Origin of the sequence: Acinetobacter sp. YH16032, assembly GCF_013417345.1 — a bacterium.
Classification (GTDB): domain Bacteria; phylum Pseudomonadota; class Gammaproteobacteria; order Pseudomonadales; family Moraxellaceae; genus Acinetobacter.
This window is the reverse complement of record NZ_VPEE01000029.1, coordinates 13961-36074: the sequence shown is the minus strand read 5'-3', so window position 1 is coordinate 36074 and position 22114 is coordinate 13961. Positions and strand designations below refer to the sequence as shown.

20 protein-coding genes are annotated in these 22114 nt (G+C 40.5%); 18 read left to right on the top strand and 2 right to left on the bottom strand.

Annotation, left to right across the window (positions count from 1 at the left end; all coding sequences use genetic code 11):
- Positions 1 to 544: 544 nt before the first annotated feature.
- The 18 genes from FTV32_RS12985 (at position 545) to FTV32_RS12900 (ending at position 19189) form a co-directional block, all read left to right on the top strand.
- Positions 545 to 2272: an acetolactate synthase 3 large subunit gene (locus tag FTV32_RS12985; RefSeq protein WP_035265632.1), complete on the top strand. Its 1728-nt coding sequence runs from the start codon at positions 545 to 547 to the stop codon at positions 2270 to 2272.
- Complete coding sequence (ilvN, locus tag FTV32_RS12980) at positions 2269 to 2760, top strand: acetolactate synthase small subunit (protein ID WP_035265631.1); 492 nt, start codon at positions 2269 to 2271, stop codon at positions 2758 to 2760. The genes FTV32_RS12985 and ilvN overlap by 4 nt, the downstream gene beginning before the upstream one ends.
- Before the next feature lie 104 nt (positions 2761 to 2864).
- Entirely contained in the window at positions 2865 to 3881 is a 1017-nt protein-coding gene (gene ilvC, locus FTV32_RS12975) for a ketol-acid reductoisomerase (RefSeq protein ID WP_035265630.1), read from the top strand.
- A gap of 421 nt (positions 3882 to 4302) precedes the next feature.
- Positions 4303 to 5301, top strand: coding sequence for a hypothetical protein (locus FTV32_RS12970; protein WP_180028875.1), 999 nt, complete (start codon positions 4303 to 4305; stop codon positions 5299 to 5301).
- Positions 5302 to 5410: 109 nt separating this feature from the next.
- Entirely contained in the window at positions 5411 to 6688 is a 1278-nt protein-coding gene (locus tag FTV32_RS12965; RefSeq protein WP_051586521.1) for a glycosyltransferase family 1 protein, read from the top strand.
- Between the two features lie 155 nt (positions 6689 to 6843).
- The gene (locus FTV32_RS12960; protein ID WP_035265629.1) at positions 6844 to 8115 is read left to right on the top strand and encodes a glycosyltransferase family 1 protein; all 1272 of its coding nucleotides are present in this window, start codon (positions 6844 to 6846) and stop codon (positions 8113 to 8115) included.
- A 19-nt stretch (positions 8116 to 8134) separates the two neighbouring features.
- Positions 8135 to 8686 (top strand): phosphatase PAP2 family protein, encoded by a 552-nt coding sequence (locus FTV32_RS12955; RefSeq protein WP_035265627.1) that lies wholly within the window; start codon positions 8135 to 8137, stop codon positions 8684 to 8686.
- 111 nt (positions 8687 to 8797) lie between these two features.
- Positions 8798 to 8998 (top strand): Fe-S cluster assembly protein IscX, encoded by a 201-nt coding sequence (gene iscX, locus FTV32_RS12950; protein ID WP_035265625.1) that lies wholly within the window; start codon positions 8798 to 8800, stop codon positions 8996 to 8998.
- 109 nt (positions 8999 to 9107) lie between these two features.
- Complete coding sequence (gene ndk, locus FTV32_RS12945) at positions 9108 to 9539, top strand: nucleoside-diphosphate kinase (protein ID WP_035265623.1); 432 nt, start codon at positions 9108 to 9110, stop codon at positions 9537 to 9539.
- 122 nt (positions 9540 to 9661) lie between these two features.
- Positions 9662 to 10897, top strand: a complete 1236-nt coding sequence (gene rlmN, locus FTV32_RS12940; protein ID WP_035265621.1) for a 23S rRNA (adenine(2503)-C(2))-methyltransferase RlmN — start codon at positions 9662 to 9664, stop codon at positions 10895 to 10897.
- Positions 10898 to 10953: 56 nt separating this feature from the next.
- Positions 10954 to 11754: a type IV pilus biogenesis/stability protein PilW gene (gene pilW, locus FTV32_RS12935; RefSeq protein ID WP_081403237.1), complete on the top strand. Its 801-nt coding sequence runs from the start codon at positions 10954 to 10956 to the stop codon at positions 11752 to 11754.
- Positions 11745 to 12545, top strand: coding sequence for a helix-turn-helix domain-containing protein (locus tag FTV32_RS12930; protein ID WP_035265612.1), 801 nt, complete (start codon positions 11745 to 11747; stop codon positions 12543 to 12545). The genes pilW and FTV32_RS12930 overlap by 10 nt, the downstream gene beginning before the upstream one ends.
- 18 nt (positions 12546 to 12563) lie before the next feature.
- On the top strand, positions 12564 to 13685 hold the full coding sequence (ispG, locus tag FTV32_RS12925; RefSeq protein ID WP_180028874.1) for a flavodoxin-dependent (E)-4-hydroxy-3-methylbut-2-enyl-diphosphate synthase: 1122 nt from the start codon (positions 12564 to 12566) through the stop codon (positions 13683 to 13685).
- 3 nt (positions 13686 to 13688) lie between these two features.
- Entirely contained in the window at positions 13689 to 14984 is a 1296-nt protein-coding gene (gene hisS / locus FTV32_RS12920; protein WP_035265610.1) for a histidine--tRNA ligase, read from the top strand.
- 29 nt (positions 14985 to 15013) lie between these two features.
- Entirely contained in the window at positions 15014 to 15715 is a 702-nt protein-coding gene (locus tag FTV32_RS12915) for a tetratricopeptide repeat protein (protein ID WP_180028873.1), read from the top strand.
- Entirely contained in the window at positions 15715 to 16863 is a 1149-nt protein-coding gene (bamB, locus tag FTV32_RS12910) for an outer membrane protein assembly factor BamB (protein WP_180028872.1), read from the top strand. Before FTV32_RS12915 ends, bamB begins: the two co-directional genes overlap by 1 nt.
- A 170-nt stretch (positions 16864 to 17033) precedes the next feature.
- Positions 17034 to 18446 (top strand): ribosome biogenesis GTPase Der, encoded by a 1413-nt coding sequence (der, locus tag FTV32_RS12905; protein WP_035265604.1) that lies wholly within the window; start codon positions 17034 to 17036, stop codon positions 18444 to 18446.
- Positions 18447 to 18544: 98 nt separating this feature from the next.
- Positions 18545 to 19189, top strand: coding sequence for a 4'-phosphopantetheinyl transferase superfamily protein (locus tag FTV32_RS12900; protein ID WP_092767623.1), 645 nt, complete (start codon positions 18545 to 18547; stop codon positions 19187 to 19189).
- A gap of 38 nt (positions 19190 to 19227) precedes the next feature.
- On the opposite strand, the gene secF is transcribed toward FTV32_RS12900, so the two are convergent.
- Together secF and secD are read right to left on the bottom strand one after the other, a co-directional pair.
- Positions 19228 to 20205, bottom strand: a complete 978-nt coding sequence (gene secF, locus FTV32_RS12895; RefSeq protein WP_180028877.1) for a protein translocase subunit SecF — start codon at positions 20203 to 20205, stop codon at positions 19228 to 19230.
- Positions 20206 to 20212: 7 nt separating this feature from the next.
- Positions 20213 to 22114 carry a protein translocase subunit SecD gene (gene secD / locus FTV32_RS12890; RefSeq protein WP_035265600.1) on the bottom strand — a complete coding sequence of 634 codons (1902 nt, stop codon included), beginning with the start codon at positions 22112 to 22114 and terminating at the stop codon, positions 20213 to 20215.

Genomic DNA, 22114 nt, shown 5'->3' with positions numbered 1-22114 from the left:
ATTTCACTAAAAACTGGTCGAGGTACACCAACCAAGCGCTGGAATTCAGAATCTGAAAAACGATTTAATTTGTGATATCTCATGAAATTTAGATTGAGGTGGTTTTTTACTTTCGCAAGAGGTCTATAAATATTAAAAATAAGTCTTTGAAATTTTTTTTATAAATCATCCAACCAAAAGTTATCGTTTGAAAAATAATCGGTTGGTAAATAAACAATAAAAAGGTTTCGGCAAACCTTGACTTTGGTCGTGAAAAAACTAAAAATGCTGCTCTAGTTTTATATGTTTTGTTCGATCACCCTTCGAATAAATATCATAGCTTGCAATAACGTTGTCTCTAAGCCGAGACAATGAAATAGCAGAAATATGTTTATCCCAACATGTTGAATATGCAGTCGCAACTCAAACGGTTGTGATCGAAAAATTTTATTATTGCAGCAAAAACGATGAAATATGTGTGCTATAACAGTGCATACAAACGAATGAATGAAACACGACTTATGTCTCCCATAACCGTCGTGGAAATAAGATTAGGGTGAATACGTTGGAACTTTTATCTGGTGGTGAAATGCTTGTTCGCGCATTGGCGGACGAAGGCGTTGAACATGTTTTTGGATATCCAGGCGGCGCAGTTTTACACATTTACGACGCGCTATTCAAACAAGACAAAATTAATCATTACCTCGTGCGTCATGAGCAAGCTGCTGGTCATATGGCAGATGCATACTCGCGCGTAACAGGTAAGACAGGTGTTGTACTGGTGACCTCGGGTCCAGGTGCGACTAACACTGTGACACCAATCGCGACAGCTTACATGGACTCAATCCCAATGGTGATTTTGTCTGGTCAGGTTGCAAGCCATTTGATTGGTGAAGATGCATTCCAAGAAACGGATATGGTTGGTATTTCTCGTCCAATCGTGAAACACAGTTTCCAAGTGCGTCATGCGAGTGAAATTCCAGCGGTTATTAAAAAAGCTTTCTATATCGCGTCATCAGGTCGTCCAGGTCCTGTGGTTGTTGATATTCCAAAAGATGCAACAAACCCTGCTGAAAAATTTGCATACGAATATCCTGAAAAAGTAAAAATGCGCTCTTACCAGCCGCCACATCGTGGTCATACTGGTCAGATCCGCAAAGCTATTGATGAATTGATCAATGCTAAACGTCCTATTATTTATACGGGCGGTGGTGTTGTTCAAGGCAATGCATCACATTTATTGACTGAATTAGCACATCTATTGGGTTATCCAGTAACCAACACATTGATGGGGCTAGGTGCATTCCCTGGTAATGATCCTCAATTTATTGGTATGTTGGGTATGCATGGGACATATGAAGCGAACATGACCATGGGTCACGCTGATGTGATTCTATGTGTTGGTGCGCGTTTCGATGACCGTGTAACCAATAATCCTGCAAAATTCTGTCCAAATGCGAAAGTGATTCACATTGATATCGATCCTGCGACGATTTCAAAAACAATCATGGCGCATATCCCAATCGTGGGTGCTGTAGAGCCAGTTCTTCAAGAAATGTTAGCGCAATTAAAACAGCTGAATATTTCTAAGCCGAACCCTGAAGCTATTGCGGATTGGTGGAAACAAATCAATGAGTGGCGTCAGGTTCATGGTTTGAAATATGAAAAACCAACTGACGGTACGATGAAACCTCAACAAGTTGTTCAAGCTTTAGATAAAGTAACGAACAGCCAAGCAATCATCACTTCTGACGTTGGTCAACATCAGATGTTTGGTGCGTTGTATTACAAATACACACGTCCACGTCAATGGATTAACTCAGGTGGCTTAGGCACGATGGGTGTTGGTCTTCCATATGCGATGGCGGCTAAGCTTGCATTCCCTGACCAACAAGTTGTTTGTATTACAGGTGAAGCATCCATTCAGATGTGTATCCAAGAGCTTTCAACATGTAAGCAATATGGCCTAAATGTTAAAATCTTGTGCTTAAACAACCGTGCTTTAGGTATGGTGAAACAATGGCAAGATATGAATTATGAAGGTCGTCACTCAAGTTCATATGTTGAGTCATTGCCTGACTTTGCAAAGTTGATGGAAGCTTACGGACATGTAGGTATTCAAATTGATCATGCCGATGAGCTTGAATCGAAGCTTGCAGAAGCAATGGCGATTAATGATAAATGTGTATTCATCAACGTGATGGTTGACCGTACTGAGCATGTTTATCCGATGTTAATCGCGGGTCAATCTATGACAGATATGTGGTTATCTAAAGGGGAGCGCACAGCATGAGACATATCATCTCTGTTCTCATTGAGAACGAATCTGGCGCGCTTTCACGTTTAGTGGGTTTGTTCTCACAACGTGGTTATAACATTGAAACTTTGAACGTTGCGCCAACAGAAGACCCAACAATGTCTCGTTTGACATTGACGACTTATGGTGATGATCACAAGATTGAGCAAATCACAAAACAACTCAACAAACTTGTTGAAGTGGTTAAAGTGGTTGACCTTTCTGAAGGTTCACACATTGAACGTGAATTGATGTTAATCAAAGTAAAAGCTTTGGGTTCTGCGCGTGCTGAAATTAAACGCACAGCAGATATCTTCCGCGGACAAATCGTGGATGTAACACCAACGACTTACACGATTCAAATCGCGGGTACAACTGAGAAAATTGATGGTTTTATTGATGCTTTGGCAGAGAATACCATTCTTGAAGTTGTACGTTCAGGTGTGTCTGGTATCGCACGTGGCGAAAAAGTTTTAACAATCTAATTTTTTATTAACAAATTCTTCCCTCCTCCGAGAGGAGGGGGTTGGCGAACCACATTAACATTCGCTAATCAAACGGAAGCCAAAGCATTTTAGCGGAGACAGCAATGCAAATTTTTTATGATAAAGACTGCGACTTATCTATCATCCAATCTAAGAAAGTAGCAATCATTGGTTACGGTTCACAAGGTCACGCTCACGCGCTTAACCTTAAAGATTCTGGCGTTGACGTAACTGTTGGTTTACGTGCTGGTTCTGCTTCTTGGAAAAAAGCTGAAAATTCTGGTCTTAAAGTTGCTGAAGTTCCTGCTGCTGTAGCTCAAGCTGACGTAGTAATGATCTTGACTCCAGATGAATTCCAAGCTCAACTTTACCGTGATGTAATTGAGCCAAACATCAAGCAAGGTGCTACTCTTGCATTTGCTCATGGTTTCTCTGTTCTTTATAACCAAGTTGTTCCACGTGCTGACTTAGACGTAATCATGGTTGCTCCAAAAGCACCTGGTCACACTGTACGTTCTGAATACCAACGTGGTTCAGGTGTTCCTGATCTTATCGCGATTCACCAAGATGCTTCTGGTAATGCACGTAACCTTGCGCTTTCTTACGCTTCAGGTGTTGGTGGCGGTCGTACAGGTATTATCGAAACTTCATTCCGTGAAGAAACTGAAACTGACCTTTTCGGTGAGCAAGCAGTTCTTTGTGGTGGTGCTGTTGAACTTGTTAAAATGGGCTTCGAAACTCTTGTTGAAGCTGGTTATGCGCCAGAAATGGCTTACTTCGAATGTCTACACGAACTTAAATTGATCGTTGACTTAATGTTCGAAGGCGGTATCGCGGACATGAACTACTCTGTATCTAACAATGCTGAGTACGGTGAATATGTTACTGGTGTCGAAGTAATCAACGAACAGTCTCGTGAAGCGATGCGTAATGCGCTTAAACGTATTCAATCTGGTGAATATGCGAAGATGTTCATCCAAGAAGGTGCGTTGAACTACCCATCTATGACTGCTCGTCGTCGTCAAAACGCTGCTCACGGTATCGAAGTAACTGGTGCTAAATTGCGTGCGATGATGCCTTGGATTCAAGCAAACAAAATCGTTGATAAAGAGAAAAACTAATTTCTCGAATCATCTGATTTGAATGCGAAAGCCCACTCAAAATGAGTGGGCTTTTTTGTCTTAAAAAATGGATCAGATTATTAATTAAAATTGTGTGCCTCAAGGTAAGGCAGTGTTTTTCATTTCTTGTATTTTATTCAAAGTATGGCACTGCTTCCTTGCACTTCGTAAAAAAACAGTGTTTTGTACTCGTTCATACCTTGGATTATTGATAATAGGTTACCACTATTTTAGGAACCTTGAATCCTGAGACTTGTCTTTTTGTAATGCATTGAAAAAAAAGACGACAGGCATGATAAAAATAGTCATTAAAAAGTAACTCAATGACAGGTAGATTGAGTTGCAGTCGATAGAGGCTTTGCTAAACACAATAATTAGTATCTAACAAAAATACTTAATAACTCAAGGATTGAGGTTGGGAATGAAATTAACGTTTGTATGTTACTTATTGGCGATCTTGCCAATCTGTGGATGGGCGCAAGAAACAACTGATATTGAGCAAAAAACGTCAAATAGTGATGCTGAGCTTGTCTTAGATAATGTTCGCATATCAATGCAGCGGTTATTGAGGTCAACAGACAACGAATATTTTTTGAGTCTTTATATGGATGTGCTTCATCCAAATGCAACGCTTACTTCCTTCAAAGACAACGTCACTATCCAATTAAAAGGGGAGCAAAAAGGCGATCAAGTTCTTTTTAAAGCAGAACAACCGAGTGATGATTCAAATGCAATTCAAGAGTTGAAAGGACAGCTTAACTATAAAACGAATGTATTTAAATCTACATTGGTCAATCATGCGGGTGTGATTCGAATAAAGAAATTCGAGCCTGCTTTTAAAGTAAAAAATATGTCTGATGTGAGTTTTAATTTCTATGGCATATCTAAAGCTAACTATCCTTTCAAACGATTTATGACACGTATCGAGGTGTTTGATAAAGCCAATCAAAAAAGCATGCAAATACTTCAAGGCTTTCAAGCGTTTCCCAATAGTATTGGTTATATGGATGTGAATTTTGATGGTTACTATGATGTAGTGCTCTCTGATCTGTCAGAGGATAAAACGCTTCAAGATCGTCGTTTTATTTACTGGATTTATGATTCTATTCAACAAAAATTTAACCGTGCAGAGCAGTACGAGCAAATCGTTGGATTTCCACTGTTACATGGTGATAAACAACACATCGATTTTTCTAATGGACAGGTTTATACAATTGTTGAAGGCAGTTTGAAACCAGTAGCAGTTAATGCTGAACAAGAAACTAAACAATTAGAAGATCGGACATCATCAGAATCCTCTGTAGCACTTCAAGGAGAAAACTTGGAAAAACGGATTGAAGAACCACCAGTTAACTCTGGTCAAGAGCAAGAGAATGAGCTAGGCAGTGATGTAGATCGTGTTCAAGAGCAAGAGCCTTAAAAATGTGAAAATCTGAATGAGCCTTATGACAAGGCTGTCATGAAACCATCATCATATTGACATTATGTTCTTTTAAATTTTAGGGATAACATTAATAAAAGGTGTGATGATGGCACTCCTAAATTTACAAGCAACACAACAAAAAAAATTATTTGAATTATTGAACATCAAAAAAAATACGTCATTTGAGGATTTTATTCTTCTTCCTGATGCTGATCAGCATAAACGACATCCTCAATTAAAAATTGCCATTGTGACTGAGACATGGTCACCAGAGATTAATGGTGTTGCAAACTCACTGATGAATTTATGTCTGGGTTTGCAGAAGCGAGGTCATCAAATTTTGTTGATACGTCCTCAACCCAAAGTGAAATGTAAACGGTTTAAACCTGATGCAGAGTGTTGGGTGCATGCTCAGGCGATTCCGAAATATCCCACCTTACAGTTTGGTTGGCCACAGTTTTCTAAAATCTCAAAAGCAGTTGAGGTATTTCAGCCAAATGTTGTGCATATTGTGACAGAGGGACCATTGGGATTTGCGAGTCTAATGGTGGCTAAATCTCAGAATATTCCTGTTTCAAGTGGTTTTCACTCTGCTTTTCAAGAGTTTAGTCGATACTTTGAGTTTCCTTTTCTCGTTAAACCTATCTCAAAGTATTTAACATGGTTTCACAATAAGACAGACGTGACTTGTGTGCCAAGTTTAGATACACAGCATGCTTTAAAACAAATGGGAGTAAGCGGTGAGTTAAGGGTGGTGGGGAGAGGTGTTGATACCCAATTGTTTAATCCGAATAAAAGATCGCAGTTGCTCAGAGAACAATGGGCCGCAAATGAGCATACACGAGTACTGATTTCCGTTGGTCGGTTGTCACCTGAAAAGGAAGTAGACCTGATTATTCGGACTTTTGTGAAAATAAAAGGTGAGGTCGAACATTATACTAAATTGGTCATTGTCGGAGATGGACCAGATCGAGTAAGACTTGCAGCTCTTGCGGGTCATCATCCCGATATTATTTTTTTGGGAAGTTTGACTGGCGAAGACTTGGCTAGTGCATATGCCAGTGCAGATGTGTTTATCTTTCCAAGTCAAGTTGAAACCTTTGGAAATGTCGCGCTTGAAGCATTAGCAAGTGGCTTGCCAGTGGTGGCTTATGATTATGCATGTGCCAAACTGCATGTTGTGAATGATGAAACGGGATGGTTGATCCCTCTCGGTGATGTAGAAATGTTCGAACGAGCAATGACAGCAACATTGAATCAACCCGATTTAAAAATAATAGGTGAGAAAGCGCATCTTGCAGTTGCTGCAACAGGATGGTTGAAACCTGTTATTGATTTTGAGCAAGCATTATTTTTTGCTGCGCATCGTACTTTATTTCACTAAATTATTCTGAATTCGTAGTTTCTTGTCGCGTGTTTGAGGGTGGTCGGTGAATCAGTCATCTATTCTAATTATGACAAGTATTTAATGAAATCATCATCATAATGAAATGATCCATCTCTAAAGTAAAAGTATGAAAAAAATACAAAAGAGGTGTGATGATGGGAATCATGGACACTGTATTGCCTAGATCGACAACGCAATATGATCACCAGAGGCTAAAATTTAAAAATCAAAACTCCGATCGGGATGTATCGGTGCTTGAGCAATTGGGGCGATCTAGATTAAAAATAGCTGTCGTTACGGAGACATGGCCGCCAGAACTGAATGGTGTTTCATTGTCTTTACTACAGATTTGCAAAGGTCTACAGAAACTTGGTCACAAAATTCTATTGGTACGACCTTCACAAAAACAAATATGTTCGGAATTTTCACCGAACCGTGAGTGTTTGGTGAATGGTCAAACCATTCCGAAGTATGCCCATATGCAATTTGGCTGGCCACAGTATGGCAAAGTGGCTAAAGCATTTGATGAATTTCAACCAGATTTGGTGCATATCGTGACGGAAGGACCATTAGGTTTAGCGGTACTTCAGCTCTCAAAAAACAAAAAGATTCCTGTGAGTAGTGGTTTTCATTCTGCTTTTCATGACTTTAGTCGGTTTTATGATCTTGCTTTTATGGTCAAGCCGATTCAGCACTATCTCAAATGGTTTCATAACAATACGCAATTGACCTGTGTGCCAAGTCAGGACTCGGCTGATGCGATACGTAACTTTGGTGTTACATGTCAAGTTGAAGTGATTAAAACTGGGGTGGATGTTGAAAAGTTTTCACCTACTTTTCGAAGTGTGCAACTCAGACGACAATGGGATGCTTGTGAAAATACAACTGTGCTACTTTATGTTGGTCGTGTTTCACCTGAAAAAGAAATTCAGGTGTTAATTGATGCCTATTTAAAACTTAAAACACAAACAACGCGCAGATTTAAGTTGGTCATCGTGGGGGATGGGCCCGATTATTCGCGTTTGGTTCGTCAAAGCAAACATACCGATATCATCTTTACTGGAAGCTTAAGTGGTACAAATCTTGCTGAATCTTTTGCAAGCGCAGATGTATTTGTTTTTGCCAGTCAAGTAGAGACATTTGGCAATGTCGTGCTTGAAGCGATGGCGAGTGCATTGCCTGTCGTTGCTTATGATTATGCTTGTGCTAAGCAGTATTTAGATGCGGAAACAGCATGGTTAGCACCTTTGGGTGAGCCTGCAACCTTGATTCAATATATTGTTAATCTGCCCCAAAACAAACGCTTGCATGCAATGGGGATGCAAGCAATGAAAAAAGTACAACAAGTCGGATGGCAACATCCAGTTCAACAACTCGAACATGCATTTTATCGTGTCGTGCAGCAGAAAACGCTCATGGCTTGAACGATAGGAGTAGAGTGAAATGAATTTTAAAAATACCAAAATAAAAATACTTGATCTTGATCTAAGAGGATGTCTCTATTTCAATAATCTATCGCATACACAAAGTATTGCACTCATATTTAAAATTATTAGTCGGCTCGGAGATGGAGTTTTTTGGTACATGATGGTGGCGTTGGTGTGGCTACTGCAAGGACCGCAATACACTATTCAAATTTTATATATTGTTGTTGCTGCTTCGTTAGGTACGCTGATTTATAAAATTTTAAAAACAAAAACAGTACGTCCACGACCATACCAAGTTCACCAAGTTATTCATATTGGCGAAAGACCACTAGATCATTTTAGTTTTCCTTCTGGTCATACATTGCATGCAGTAATGGCAACAATCGTATTGGGTTATGTAGAGCCTGTCTTGCTGGTGATGATGATGCCATTTACCATTTTGGTTGCGTTGTCGCGCATGGTATTGGGATTGCATTACCCAACTGATGTTTTAGTTGGAGCCTTAATTGGGGCGACGGTTGCGAGTGGTATTATCTTAGCTGCTCCAGCATTGAATATCATATTGTGAGGGTAAGTTGATTGCATGATAAGGCGTACAAAAGCAATATAATTGTACGTCTTGATTTGCTTTTTGCTAAAATTAAGCCATGAATTCACCAAAGATGATTTAGGAATAAGTATGGGTTTACGTTGGACAGACACCCTTGATATCGCAATTGAACTGTATGAAGCCCATCCAGATGTAGATCCACAATGGATCCGTTTTACTGATCTTCATGCATGGGTTTGTGCGCTTCCAGAGTTCGAAGATGATCCAAACAAATCAACAGAAGGATTGTTAGAAGCAATTCAAATGGCTTGGATTGACGAAGCTCGATAATTCATCGATCGAAAAAAACCATTTTTTTACACGCGAAAAGCAGATAATCGCGCATTATTCGGTATAATGCGCCAAAATTTTCATGTCAATTTGACTAAAGGAGCCAATCATGGCTATTGAACGTACTTTATCTATCGTTAAACCAGATGCAGTTGCTAAAAACCACATCGGTGACATCTTTGCTCGTTTCGAAAAAGCTGGTCTTAAAATCGTTGCGACTAAAATGAAACATTTAACTCAAGCTGAAGCTGAAGGCTTCTATGCTGAGCACAAAGAACGTGGTTTCTTTGCTGACCTCGTTGCGTTCATGACTTCTGGTCCAGTTGTTGTATCAGTTCTTGAAGGTGAAAACGCAGTTCTCGCTCACCGTGACATCCTTGGCGCTACTAACCCTAAAGAAGCTGCTCCAGGTACAATCCGCGCTGACTTCGCTGTAAGCATCGACGAAAATGCTGCTCACGGTTCTGACTCTGTAGCATCTGCTGATCGTGAAGTTAACTACTTCTTCGCTCAAACTGAGATCGCTCCACGTACTCGTTAATTCGCAGTATTCAAACCAGATAAGTGCTATACTGCTTATCTGGTTTTTTTATTTCTGAAAGATTTTATTGCTTGAAAATTAAGCATGTTCTTTTATCCCACATTATGGTTTAGGTAATACTCATGAATTCTGAAGTTGTCGCTTCATCCGTCAATTTAGATGAACAACAGCCCACTACTGTTCAAGTACAGCAGGCTGATACTGTACAGAAAGTGAATTTACTTGGCCTGTCACGTCCGCAAATGGAAAAATTCTTTGAGGATATGGGGGAGAAAAAGTTCCGGGCGGGTCAGGTGATGAAATGGATTCATCAGTTCTTCGTTACTGATTTTGCTGAAATGACCAATATTTCAGGGAAATTACGTGAAAAACTTGAAAAGATTTGTGAAATTAAAGCACCAGAAGTCGTGCATAAAAACTATTCTAAAGATGGAACACGTAAGTGGGTATTCCGTGTAGGTGATGGTGCGGGTTCTTTGGTTGAAACAGTACTGATTCCTGCTGAGGATAAAACGGGTTCGCGTAAAACCTTATGTATTTCATCACAAGTCGGTTGCGCTTTGGACTGTTCGTTCTGTTCAACCGGAAAACAAGGTTTCCAACGCGATTTAACACAGGCTGAAATTATTGGTCAGTTGTGGATGGCGAACTATTCCTATATGGAAGATGTGCCTGTTGCTGAACGTGAGCGTTCTGTGACCAACGTGGTAATGATGGGTATGGGCGAACCATTATTGAACTATGATGCTGTGCTTAACTCAATGCGTATCATGCTTGATGATTTCGCCTATGGAATGTCTAAACGCCGTGTCACATTGTCAACGTCAGGGGTTGTGCCGAAGATAGATCAATTGGCTCAAGACATTGATGTTGCGCTTGCAATTTCATTACATGCAACCAATGATGAGTTACGTAACGAATTAGTACCAATTAATAAAAAATATCCGTTAGAGCAACTCATTGCAGCGTGTCAGCGTTACATCACTAAAGATGGTAATGAAAGTGCACGTAAGCATGTCACAATTGAGTATGTCATGTTAGACGGGGTCAACGATCATCCTGAACATGCACAGCAGATGATTAAGTTGTTGAAAAATTTACCAAGTAAAATTAACTTGATTCCATTTAATCCATTCCCACATGCACCATACGGGCGTTCGAGCCGAAATCGCATCATTTCTTTCCAAAAAACTTTGTCTGATGCTGGTTTTGTGTGTACGATTCGTCAGACACGTGGGGATGATATTGACGCAGCTTGTGGTCAATTGGTAGGTCAAGTGGCTGACCGTACTCGTCGTGCAGAACAATGGAAGAAAAAAGTGCTAGAACGTAATGAAATTATGCGTTCACAAGGCTAGTTGTATCATTTAGATGTGAATGATTAAAAAGAGGGAGGCGTCATTTGAGCAAGCCGATGTATAAAAAAATAGTCATGACGATGACAGTCGCTTTATCTGGATTGCTTTTCTTTGGATGCCAAACTACCAGTGGCGATACGAGCAAAAAGGATCCTGAGAAATCAGTGAAAGTTCGTACCCAAATGGCGGCTGAATATATTCGGAATGGGAATTTAGATGCTGCCAAACGTGTGCTTGATCAGGCATTAGAGGTTAATTCGCGCGATTCAACTGCAAATATGATGATGGGGGTGTTGCTTCAGCAAGAAGGAAGTGACATCAACATGCAACGTGCAGATCATTATTTTTCTCGTGCGATATCAATTGATCCTAAAAATGCGCAAGCACGTAACAACTATGGTACGTATTTGTATCAAGTGAAGCGATATAATGATGCTGTTAAACAGCTTTCAATTGCAGGCGCAACGCTTGGATATGACCAACGTCATCGTGCATTAGAAAACCTTGGACGGATTTATCTGATTCAAGGGGATATACCGAATGCTGAAAAAACGTTCAAACAAGCACTGCAAGTCAATCGTGACTCCACTGTTTCAATGATAGAGTTAGCAGAGATATTTTATCTGCAAAAGAATAATATTGCCGCGCGTCAGCTATATGAGCAATTTGTACTCAAAGTTGGCCAGCAAAATCAAGGTGCGCGAGCACTCTGGATTGGTTTACGTATCGCACGTGCCAATGGTGATAGAACGGGAATGTATGTGCTGGTGAATCAGTTGCGTACTTTATTTCCAAATAGTCAAGAATTTCAACGTTATTTGCAATTACAGTTCAATACTGAGGCCGTATGGAAGTAAATCCTAATTCACAGCAACCTACTGGTTCAAACGTAGCACCTAATGCTTTAGGAAATATTCAACGCCCTGGCGAGTATTTGCGTCAAATCCGTATATCTCAACAACGTGATCTGGTCAAAGTTGCTGGTGATTTAAAAATGCCAGTAAAAACGCTTGAAGCGTTAGAGCAAGACGAATACAAATCGTTGCCAGAAGCGACTTTCATTAAGGGATATTATCGTTCGTATGCGAAGTATCTCAAAGTTGATGCCTCTGCTTTAATTCAACGTTTTGATGAAATCTATCAAAATGATACAGGTTTACTGCCAAATCATGCTTTGAACAATTCTCCAATTAAAATTATGGGGAAACTTCCTGGCTCGAAAAGTGTACGTAATCGCAAGTGGATTAAACGCATCGTGATTGCGTTAATTATTTTGGGCGTGGCTTGGCTATTAATCTCCGCAATCCAAAAATGGGCGGCTAAAGGCGATTCGTCAAATACTGATACGAATCAATCCAACAATGTCCAAATTCTGACCTTAAACAATGGTACAGGCACAACTGAAGCAGTATCAGGCGATACGATGAATCTCAGTTTTAGCCGCCCTACATCAGTACACATTGTGGACAGTACGGGTAAAGTTTTAGCAACTGGACGCCAATCAACTGCGATTAGTTTGAATGGACAGTCTCCATTCCAAATTCGATTAGATGATGCTCAAGCCGTTTCATTAAGTTTAAATAATGAAAATATTTCATTGTCACCATATACCGTAAACGGAAAAGCTGAATTCCGTTTATCACGTTAATGGGTTAAAGGTAAAACGATGATCGAGAATCCGATTCGACGCAAACCAACACGTAAAATTCGCGTAGGTTCTGTGTATGTGGGTGGCGATGCGCCAATCAGTATTCAAAGCATGACCAATACTGAAACGTGTGATGTAGCAGCAACAGTTGCACAAATTCAACGTTGTGTGGATGCTGGCGCAGATATTATGCGTGTGTCTGTACCGAGTATGGAAGCCGCCGCTGCTTTTGGAGAAATCCGTAAACAAGTGCAAGTTCCACTCGTTGCCGATATCCATTTTGACTATAAAATTGCTTTGGTTGTTGCAGATTTGGGTGCAGATTGTCTGCGTATTAACCCGGGGAATATCGGTTCAGAAGCAAAAATTCGCGAAGTGGTTGCTGCGGCTCGTCACAACGATATTTCAATGCGAATTGGTGTCAATGCAGGCTCTCTCGAAAAAGATATTCAAAAGAAATATGGGGAGCCAACAGGTCAAGCTTTGCTTGAGTCAGCAATGCGTCATATTGATATTTTAGATCGTTTGGATTTCCAAGAGTTTAAAGTGTCAGTGAAAGCATCGAATGTCTTTTTGACGATGGATGCTTATCGCTTGTTGTCAAAACAAATTGACAACCCGTTACATTTAGGAGTGACTGAAGCTGGAATTTACCGTACTGGTTCGGTGAAGTCGGCAATTGCACTGGGCGGATTGTTAATGGAAGGCATTGGCGACACCATGCGAATTTCATTAGCAGCGGAACCTGAGGAAGAAATCAAAATTGGTTTTGATATTCTTAAATCTTTGGGCTTACGTTCAAATGGTATTAACTTTATTGCTTGCCCAAGTTGTTCACGTCAAGAATTTAATGTCATCAAAGTGATGCAAATGCTTGAAGAGCGTTTGGAAGATGTACGTACTCCAATGGATGTTTCTGTCATCGGATGTAAAGTCAACGGTCCTGGTGAAGCTAAAGAAGCTGATATTGGTGTAGTGGGTGCAAGTCCACGTTCACTAGTGTATCGTAATGGTGAAAAGAGTCATTTAATTGACACAAATCAATTAGTTGACGAAATCGAAAATATGGTTCGTCAACGTGTTAACGAGCTTGAAAAAGCTAAATCAAAAGAGATTATTCGCACAGGTTTTTCTGAGTAGATCATGAGTTCAATCGTCGCAATCAAAGGTTTTAATGACATTCTCCCAACGCAAACCCCAGCTTGGAGACGTCTTGAACAGCATCTGTCTGGTTTGATGGATGCCTATGGCTATCAACAAATTCGTTTGCCGATGGTTGAACAGACAAACTTGTTCAAGCGTTCTATTGGTGATGCAACGGATATCGTTGAAAAAGAGATGTATACGTTCTTAGATAAAGGTAATCCTCCTGAGTCTTTGACCTTACGTCCTGAAGGTACTGCGGGTTGTGTACGTGCTATGCTCGAACATAATTTGCTTCGTGGTGCGACACCGCGTGTTTGGTATATTGGACCGATGTTCCGTTATGAAAAACCGCAAAAAGGTCGTTACCGTCAATTTCATCAATTTGGTGTGGAAACGTTTGGTGTTGCAACTCCTGATCAAGATGCTGAACTGATTTTGATGACTGCGCGTCTGTGGAAACGGATGGGTGTTGCGGACAAAGTTCAATTAGAGCTCAATACTTTAGGTGAGTCAGATGAGCGTGCAGCTTATCGCGCAGCCTTGGTTGAGTTTTTAGAATCACATAAGTCAGATTTAGATGAAGATTCGCAGCGTCGTTTAACGACGAATCCACTGCGTATTTTGGACTCTAAAGATGCAAAAACTCAAAGCATTTTAGAAAATGCGCCTAAACTTCATGACTTTATGGGTGAAGAGACGCTGGCACATTTCCAACAATTACAGCAATATCTAACCGATGCAGGTATTTCATTTGTCATTAACCAAAAGTTGGTTCGTGGCTTGGATTACTATAATAAAACTGTATTTGAATGGACGACGACACATCTGGGTTCACAGGGTACGGTTTGCGCTGGTGGTCGTTATGATGGTTTAGTGGGTCAGTTAAAAGGTAAACCAGATCAATCGGTTCCTGCGGTTGGTTTTGCAATGGGTATTGAGCGTTTATTGCTTCTTTTAGAACAAGTAGAAGACAATATACCAGTACGTGATTGTGAAGTATTTTTACTTGCAGATCCTGCGACGCAAGGTAAAGCTTTAGTTTTGGCTGAGCAAATTCGAGATCAACTTGAAGCTGCAAGTAGTTCAGTGCGTCTGAAAGTTGGCTCTCAAGGCTCGATGAAAAGTCAAATGAAAAAAGCGGATCAGTCTGGTGCAATTTATGCCTTAATCTTTGGTGAGCGTGAAGCTGAGGTGCAACAACTTTCAGTCAAAGAGTTGGCTACAGCAGAGCAGACACAAGTAGCGGTCAATGACATTGTGCCGTTCATCATTGATAAACTATCTTCAAAATAAATTTAAGAACATAAGGAAAGGGCGATCATATGAGCGCAATGACTGACGAAGAACAACTGCATACAGCAAAGTCGTTTTTTAAGAAATATGGATCGGCGTTGATTACGCTGATTCTTCTTGCCCTGATCGCCTTTTTCGGATGGGAATATTGGAAGAAGAAAAACGTAGCAGAAGATCAAATACAGACTGCTAAAGTACAGCTCTTAGTTGATGAAGCGAAAGCTGCAACAACTGATCCTAAAGTAGCGACTGCTTTGGATGGAACTGCAGAAAAAATTGTAAAAGAAAATCCTGATTCGATTCATGCGGTTCAAACGCAATTTGTAATGGCAAAATTGGCTTATGACCAAGAGAATTATGCCAAAGCTGAACGTGAATTGAAAAAAATTGAAAATGCTCAAATCAAAGATGAAGGTTTACAACACATCATTAAGCTTCGTTTAGCAGATGCTCAACTGGCACAAAAAAAATATGATGAAGCTTTAAAAACATTGTCTGGTTTGACTTTGCCCGCTTTCAAAACAACTGTAGATGAAGCACGTGGCGATATTTATATTGCTAAGAATGATATTGAAAATGCGAAAAAAGCTTATCAGAGCGCGTGGGATAACTTAATTGCAACTAAACAAGAACGCCAAATCTTACAAATTAAACTCGAAAGTGTTGGCATATTAGTAGATGATCCTGAAATTGAGCGCCCAATTTTAGATATACAAACGGATGAGTCTTAATGGATAGAAAGTATAAAATTTCTTTTGTTCTAGCGACATTGTCGTGTGCACTAATGGCGTGTACAAGCAATACGGTGAAAGAAGAAAAGGTGAAACCTAATCCGTTGCCTAAAATTCAGCAATCGGTGAGCTTAGCACCTATTTTTTCACATAATGTTTCAGCGACGGATGCTGCTGATCCATTGCGTTTGAGAATGGCGAATGATCAAGGTGTTTTATACTTTTTAGATCCTAAGGGACAGGTTTCTGCATATCAAGGTAAGCAGCGTGTCTGGGAAAAACAAGTTACCAAGCTTGGTTTAAGTTCAGGTGTTGAAGCGGCCAATGGGTTAGTGATCGTCGGCAACAAGAAAGGTCAACTGTTTGCTCTCGATCAAAAAACGGGTGATATCCGTTGGACTGCGCAATTAAGTGGTGCAATTTTGAGTGCGGCGCTTATTCAGACTGGTCGAGTGATCGTTGTTGCAAATGACGGTACGGTGTTTGGTATGGATGAAAAAACAGGTCAACAAGTGTGGACCTATCGTATGCCAAACGAACAATTGAGCTTACGCGGTCAAGCTTCACCTGTGCGCTTAGACCCACGAACAGTGTTAGTGGCCTCGTCAAATGCATACGTGTACGCAATTGATAGTCTCACTGGAACTTTGCGTATGCAAAGACGTGTGGCAGTCAGCGATGGTCGTTCTGATATACAGCGTTTAGTTGATGTGGATGCAGATCCAATCGTTGCAGGACAATTGGTTGTAACCACTAGCTATCAAGGCCAAGTCACTGTACTAGATCTAGTTTCGCAACGTGTGATTTGGAGTGAAGATGCAAGCAGTATTAATCGTGCTGAAGTTGCAGGTCGCCAAGTCTTCGTCACGCAAACAGATGGTAAAATTGTATCGTTTGATCTGGTGACGGGTCAGCCGTTATGGACTAATGATCAATTGCTTAACCGTCAATTAAGCAACCCCGTAATGTTAGGTCAGTATTTAGTGGTAGGTGATTATGAGGGGGTACTCCACCTTGTAGATCCTAAAAATGGTCAACTTGTTGGCCGTGAAAAAACGCGTGGTGAAGTACGTTCGTTACGTGTAGTAAACAATCAGCTTTACTCAGTGACACGTACAGGCGCACTTACAATTTGGCAGAATCGTTAATTTTTTCTCTGCTTATGGTAAACTAGTCGCTGAATACATATTTTAAGTTCGGGGTGTTGAATTTTCAGACCCCGACATTTTTATTTTTAAGTAGATGATTCGTCTAACTTCTTCCACAGTTTCTGATGTTCAGGCCAATTGAGTTGGCTGATCTTGTTAAAGGTTAATCTATGAAACCCGTTATTGCGCTCATTGGTCGTCCGAACGTCGGAAAATCAACGCTGTTTAACCAGATTACCAAAAGTCGTGACGCGCTTGTTGCAGACTTTGCCGGTCTTACTCGTGACCGTAAATATGGTGATGCAGTTTACCAAAATAAATCATTTATCGTTGTAGATACTGGCGGTATCGGTGAAAACGAAGGTGGGATCGACTCTTACATGGCAGAGCAGTCTAAAACTGCGATTCATGAAGCAGATATGATTATCTTTGTTGTCGATGCGCGTGCAGGTCTTCTAGCATCTGATGAACAGATTGCGCGTGAGTTACGTACACTCGGTAAAAAAGTATTTTTAGTTGCCAACAAAGTTGATGGTGTTCATGCAGAGGCAGCATTGGTTGAGTTCTTTAAGTTGGGTATGGGTGAACCGATGCAAGTGGCTGCAAGCCATGGGCGTGGTGTTCAACAAATGCTCGAAGAAGTGCTTGAAGATGTACCAGAAGATGACCTAAGTGAACAGCGTGATGAAGATACTGGGCTCCGTCTAGCGATTATCGGTCGTCCGAACGTAGGTAAGTCAACATTAGTTAATCGCCTGTTAGGTGAAGAACGTGTCGTTGCTTTTGACCAGCCTGGTACTACACGTGACTCAATTTACATCCCATTTGAGCGTGATGGTCGAAAATATACGCTCATTGACACTGCTGGTGTTCGTCGTAAAGGCAAAGTGGATGAAATGATTGAGAAATTCTCAATCGTAAAGACTTTACAAGCAATGAAAGATGCCAACGTTGTTGTTGTTGTTGTTGATGCGCGTGAAGGTATTGTTGAGCAAGACTTGCATTTGATTGGATATGCGATTGAAGCTGGTCGTGCGATGGTGATTGCGATCAATAAATGGGACAATATGTCAGAATATGATCGCAAACAATGTAAATTGGATGTTGAGCGTCGTTTTGACTTTATTCCATGGGCAAAAATCCATTTAATTTCTGCTTTGCATGGTACAGGTGTGGGTGAGCTTTATCCTTCAATCCACCGTGCATATGAATCTTCACGTTTGAAAGTATCTCCAGCGAAAATCACTGAGATCTTAAAAGATGCAACAGACGCGCATCATCCACCTAAAGTTCAAGGCCGTGCAATTAAAATGCGTTATGCGCATATCGGTGGTCAAAACCCGCCTACGATTGTGATTCACGGTAATAAAGTTGATAAAACCCCAGCTGACTATCGTCGTTACTTAGAAAACGTGTTCCGTAAAGTGTATAAACTAGAGGGTACACCTGTAAAAATTGAATTTAAAACTTCAGAGAACCCATTTGAAGGTCGTAAATCTCAAATTGACGAACGTACTGCGGCACGTAAACGTCGTTATGTACAGAAGTTTAAGAAAGCCGAGAAGAAGTTCAAACGCGGTTAATCAATTGTAAATTTAGTCCAGAAAGCCCAAATGTGAAGTTTGGGCTTTTTTTATCATGCGCATAAATTAAGATAAATGGAATCACTGAGAACGTTATTATGACCCGTCATATTCAAATTGATATTTCTAAAATTTCTTCTTTTTTTCAAGTTCCTGAAAATCTAACACGTACTGAAGAAATCAGTCTTAGAAAAAAAATGATTCACCAATATCGTAACTGCTTACTAGGAAGTAAATTAAATAAAACAATAAAAAATGAGGATATTGACCAAACGAAAGATGGAAAACCTTTTTTGAAAAAAATCTCAAACTTTGAGTTTAACCATAGTCATAGTCAACATTATTATGCTTTAGTTACATCACATCATATTCGAGATTTGGGTGTGGATATTGAGGAGCTGAATCGATCAATTCGATTCGAAGCTTTAGCCAAACATGCATTTCATCCACTGGAATATGCGATATGGGCAGAATTGGATTTTGATTCTCGCTATTGGTTTAAAGTCTGGACCATTAAGGAAGCAATTTTGAAGGCACATGGGATGGGAATCCGTATGAGCTTAAATGAGTTGAATACCAATGCCCATACCACACACATGGGTGGGGTTTGTGAGCATCCAGTCTTAGGGGTATTTGCTTATCAGAATTTTGAAATCATGGATTGTATGCTGACAGTCGCATGGCGAAGTGAATACTCTTGCCGTGGTTTTGCAATTCCTCAAATTCAAATCACTCAACATTAAAAAAGCCCATCATTTGATGGGCTTTTTGTATTGAATGTTTATTGAGGAATTTCTTCTTCCTCTTCAAATTCAGGTTTTACTTGAACAATAAAGTCTTGGCGGTTCAGACCACGCCACAATGCAAATGCAGTACCGATATAAATCGAAGAATATGTTCCGACAAAAACACCGACAAACATTGCAATCGAGAACCATTTCAAACCATCGCCGCCCATGATCATCATAGCAACGACCACAAGCAATAGCGTCATCGAAGTGTGGATGGTACGACGTAAGGTTTCAGTCAATGCAATATTGATGATCTCAAGAGGTTCTGCCCCACGAATTTTACGGAAGTTCTCACGAATACGATCCGAGACAACAATATTATCGTTTAATGAGAAACCAATAATCGCTAGAAGAGCAGCTAGAACGGTTAGGTCAAATGGCCACTGCATCAATGCAAAAATACCAAGAGTCACGATAATATCGTGAAATAGCGATAGAACTGCACCCATTGCCAACTTGAATTCGAAGCGAATCGTCACATAAATCAGCATGATAATCAGAGCCAAAGCCACAGCACCTGCTGATTTAATGTAAAGTTCGTTTCCGACTTGACCACCAACAACATCTACCTTAGGTACAGTCACGGTATTATTGTCTAATTGAACTGCGGTGGTAATTGCTTTGGTTAGATCTTCCGCTTCAATATCTTCTTGTGCGGGCATACGAACCATTAAATCTCGTTCAGAACCTAAGGTTTGAACAACAGCATCATTAAAACCCGCATCACTTAATGCTTGCGTCACTTCAGAGGGTTTTACAGGATTGGCATAATTCAATTCAGCTGCAACACCGCCAGTAAAGTCTAATCCTAAATTCAGACCTTTAGTCGCGATAAAGAAGATACTTGCAATAGTCAGGATGATTGAAAGCCAAGCTGCTGGCTTTGCAATCTTCATGAAAGGAATTACGCGTTCGTTGTCTGGACGGCCGTATTGTTTTGATTCGAGTTGAGTATTTTCAGTCATGATAGATCTCCTAAATGCTCAACTTTTTCAAGTTACGTTTTTTACCGTAAATGATCTGTACAATTGCACGGGTTACTGTAATTGCAGTAAACATCGAGCAAACAATACCAATCATGAGTGTCACGGCAAATCCTTTGATCGGACCAGTACCAATGGCAAAGAGGATAAATGCAACAAGGAATGTGGTTAAGTTCGAGTCAAAGATGGTGTTATAAGCTCGATCATAACCTGCAACAATCGCCTGTTTAGGCGATGCTCCCCATTTGATTTCCTCGCGTATTCGCTCGCAAATTAGAACGTTTGCATCCACCGCCATACCGATGGTAATAACGATACCTGCAATACCTGGCAGCGTTAATGAAGCACCGATCCAAGACATAACCGTCAAGATCATGGCTAAGTTGAATACTAGAGCGAAGTTCGCAATGACACCGAATAAGCGGAAGAATACCACCATCCAAATTGCGACTAGGATAAATCCAATTTGAGTGGATAGTACGCCCTTATCGATGTTTTCTTGACCTAGGCTTGGACCGATAACACGCTCTTCAACAAAGTACATTGGTGCAGCGAGCGCACCTGCACGAAGCATTAAAGCTAGCTCAGCTGCTTCTTGAGGTGAATCTAAACCAGTAATACGGAACTGTGAACCCAGTACTGCTTGAATATTCGCTGCATTAATGACGACAGATTCAGTATATGGTGTGCGTACTTCAGTTTGTGCACCTGTTTCAGGATCTTCAACGTAACTGATACGTTGTTTATTCTCAATGAACAGTACCGCCATACGCTTACCAACAGCGCTACGAGTCGCATCTGACATTAACTTACCACCTGCATTATCAAGGGTAATGTTAACTTCTGCTGTACCACTATCTTGTCCAAAGCCTGAAGAAGCATTTTGTACACGCTCACCCGTCAGAATACGATTACGGTTAAGTAAAAGTTCACGACCACTGTCTAAAGACTCATAGGCGAATACTTCTGTCCCTGGAGGTAAGGGTTGACCATTATATTTCCCTGAATAAGGATCAATATATTGATCATTTAGATCAGATACCAAACGGAATTCTAAGTTTGCTGTACGACCTAAGATACGTTTTGCTTCAGCGGTGTCTTGGACACCTGGTAATTCAACCACAATACGGTTGCTACCTTGGGTTTGAACCAATGCTTCTGCAACACCAAGTTCATTAATACGATTGCGAAGTGTTGTTAAGTTTTGATCTAACGCATATGACTGAATTTCTTGCTTCGTGGTGTCTGTATAGGTTAAACGAAGACTGGCACCATTTTCAGTTGCAAGTGCTTGTTGAGTATATTTATTGCCGTTACGACGAAGTTGATCCATCGCTGCTGCACGATCTTCATTGTTAGCAAATTGAACAGTGATCGCATTGTTATTCAATGAAAGACTATTGAATTTGATCTTGTTCTCACGGAATTCGCGTCGCAAATCAGCAGCCGAAGTTTCCATACGCTGCGCAATAGCTTTGTCCATATCCACCTCAAGGAGGAAGTGGACACCACCGCGCAAATCAAGACCAAGTTTCATTGGTCGTGCACCGATTTTCTGTAACCATTCAGGTGTTGTTGGTGCGAGGTTTAATGCAACAACATAGTTTTCACCCAGACCTTCACGTAGGATATCTTTTGCTTTTAATTGGGCTTCAGAACTGTCTAAACGTAGAAGGGCAGCATTTTGAGTAAAGCTGTTATTGTGGGACTGGATATTGTTGCTTTTTAATAGTTGCTCTGCTTTTTGAATCACTGTGTCATCAATGACAGAACCAGCTTTTGCACCAGAAATTTGGACAGCTGGTTCATCAGGATACAAACTTGGCAGGGCATATAATGTACTCACGACTAGTACAACTAGAATGAGTAAATATTTCCATGCTGGGTAACGCAT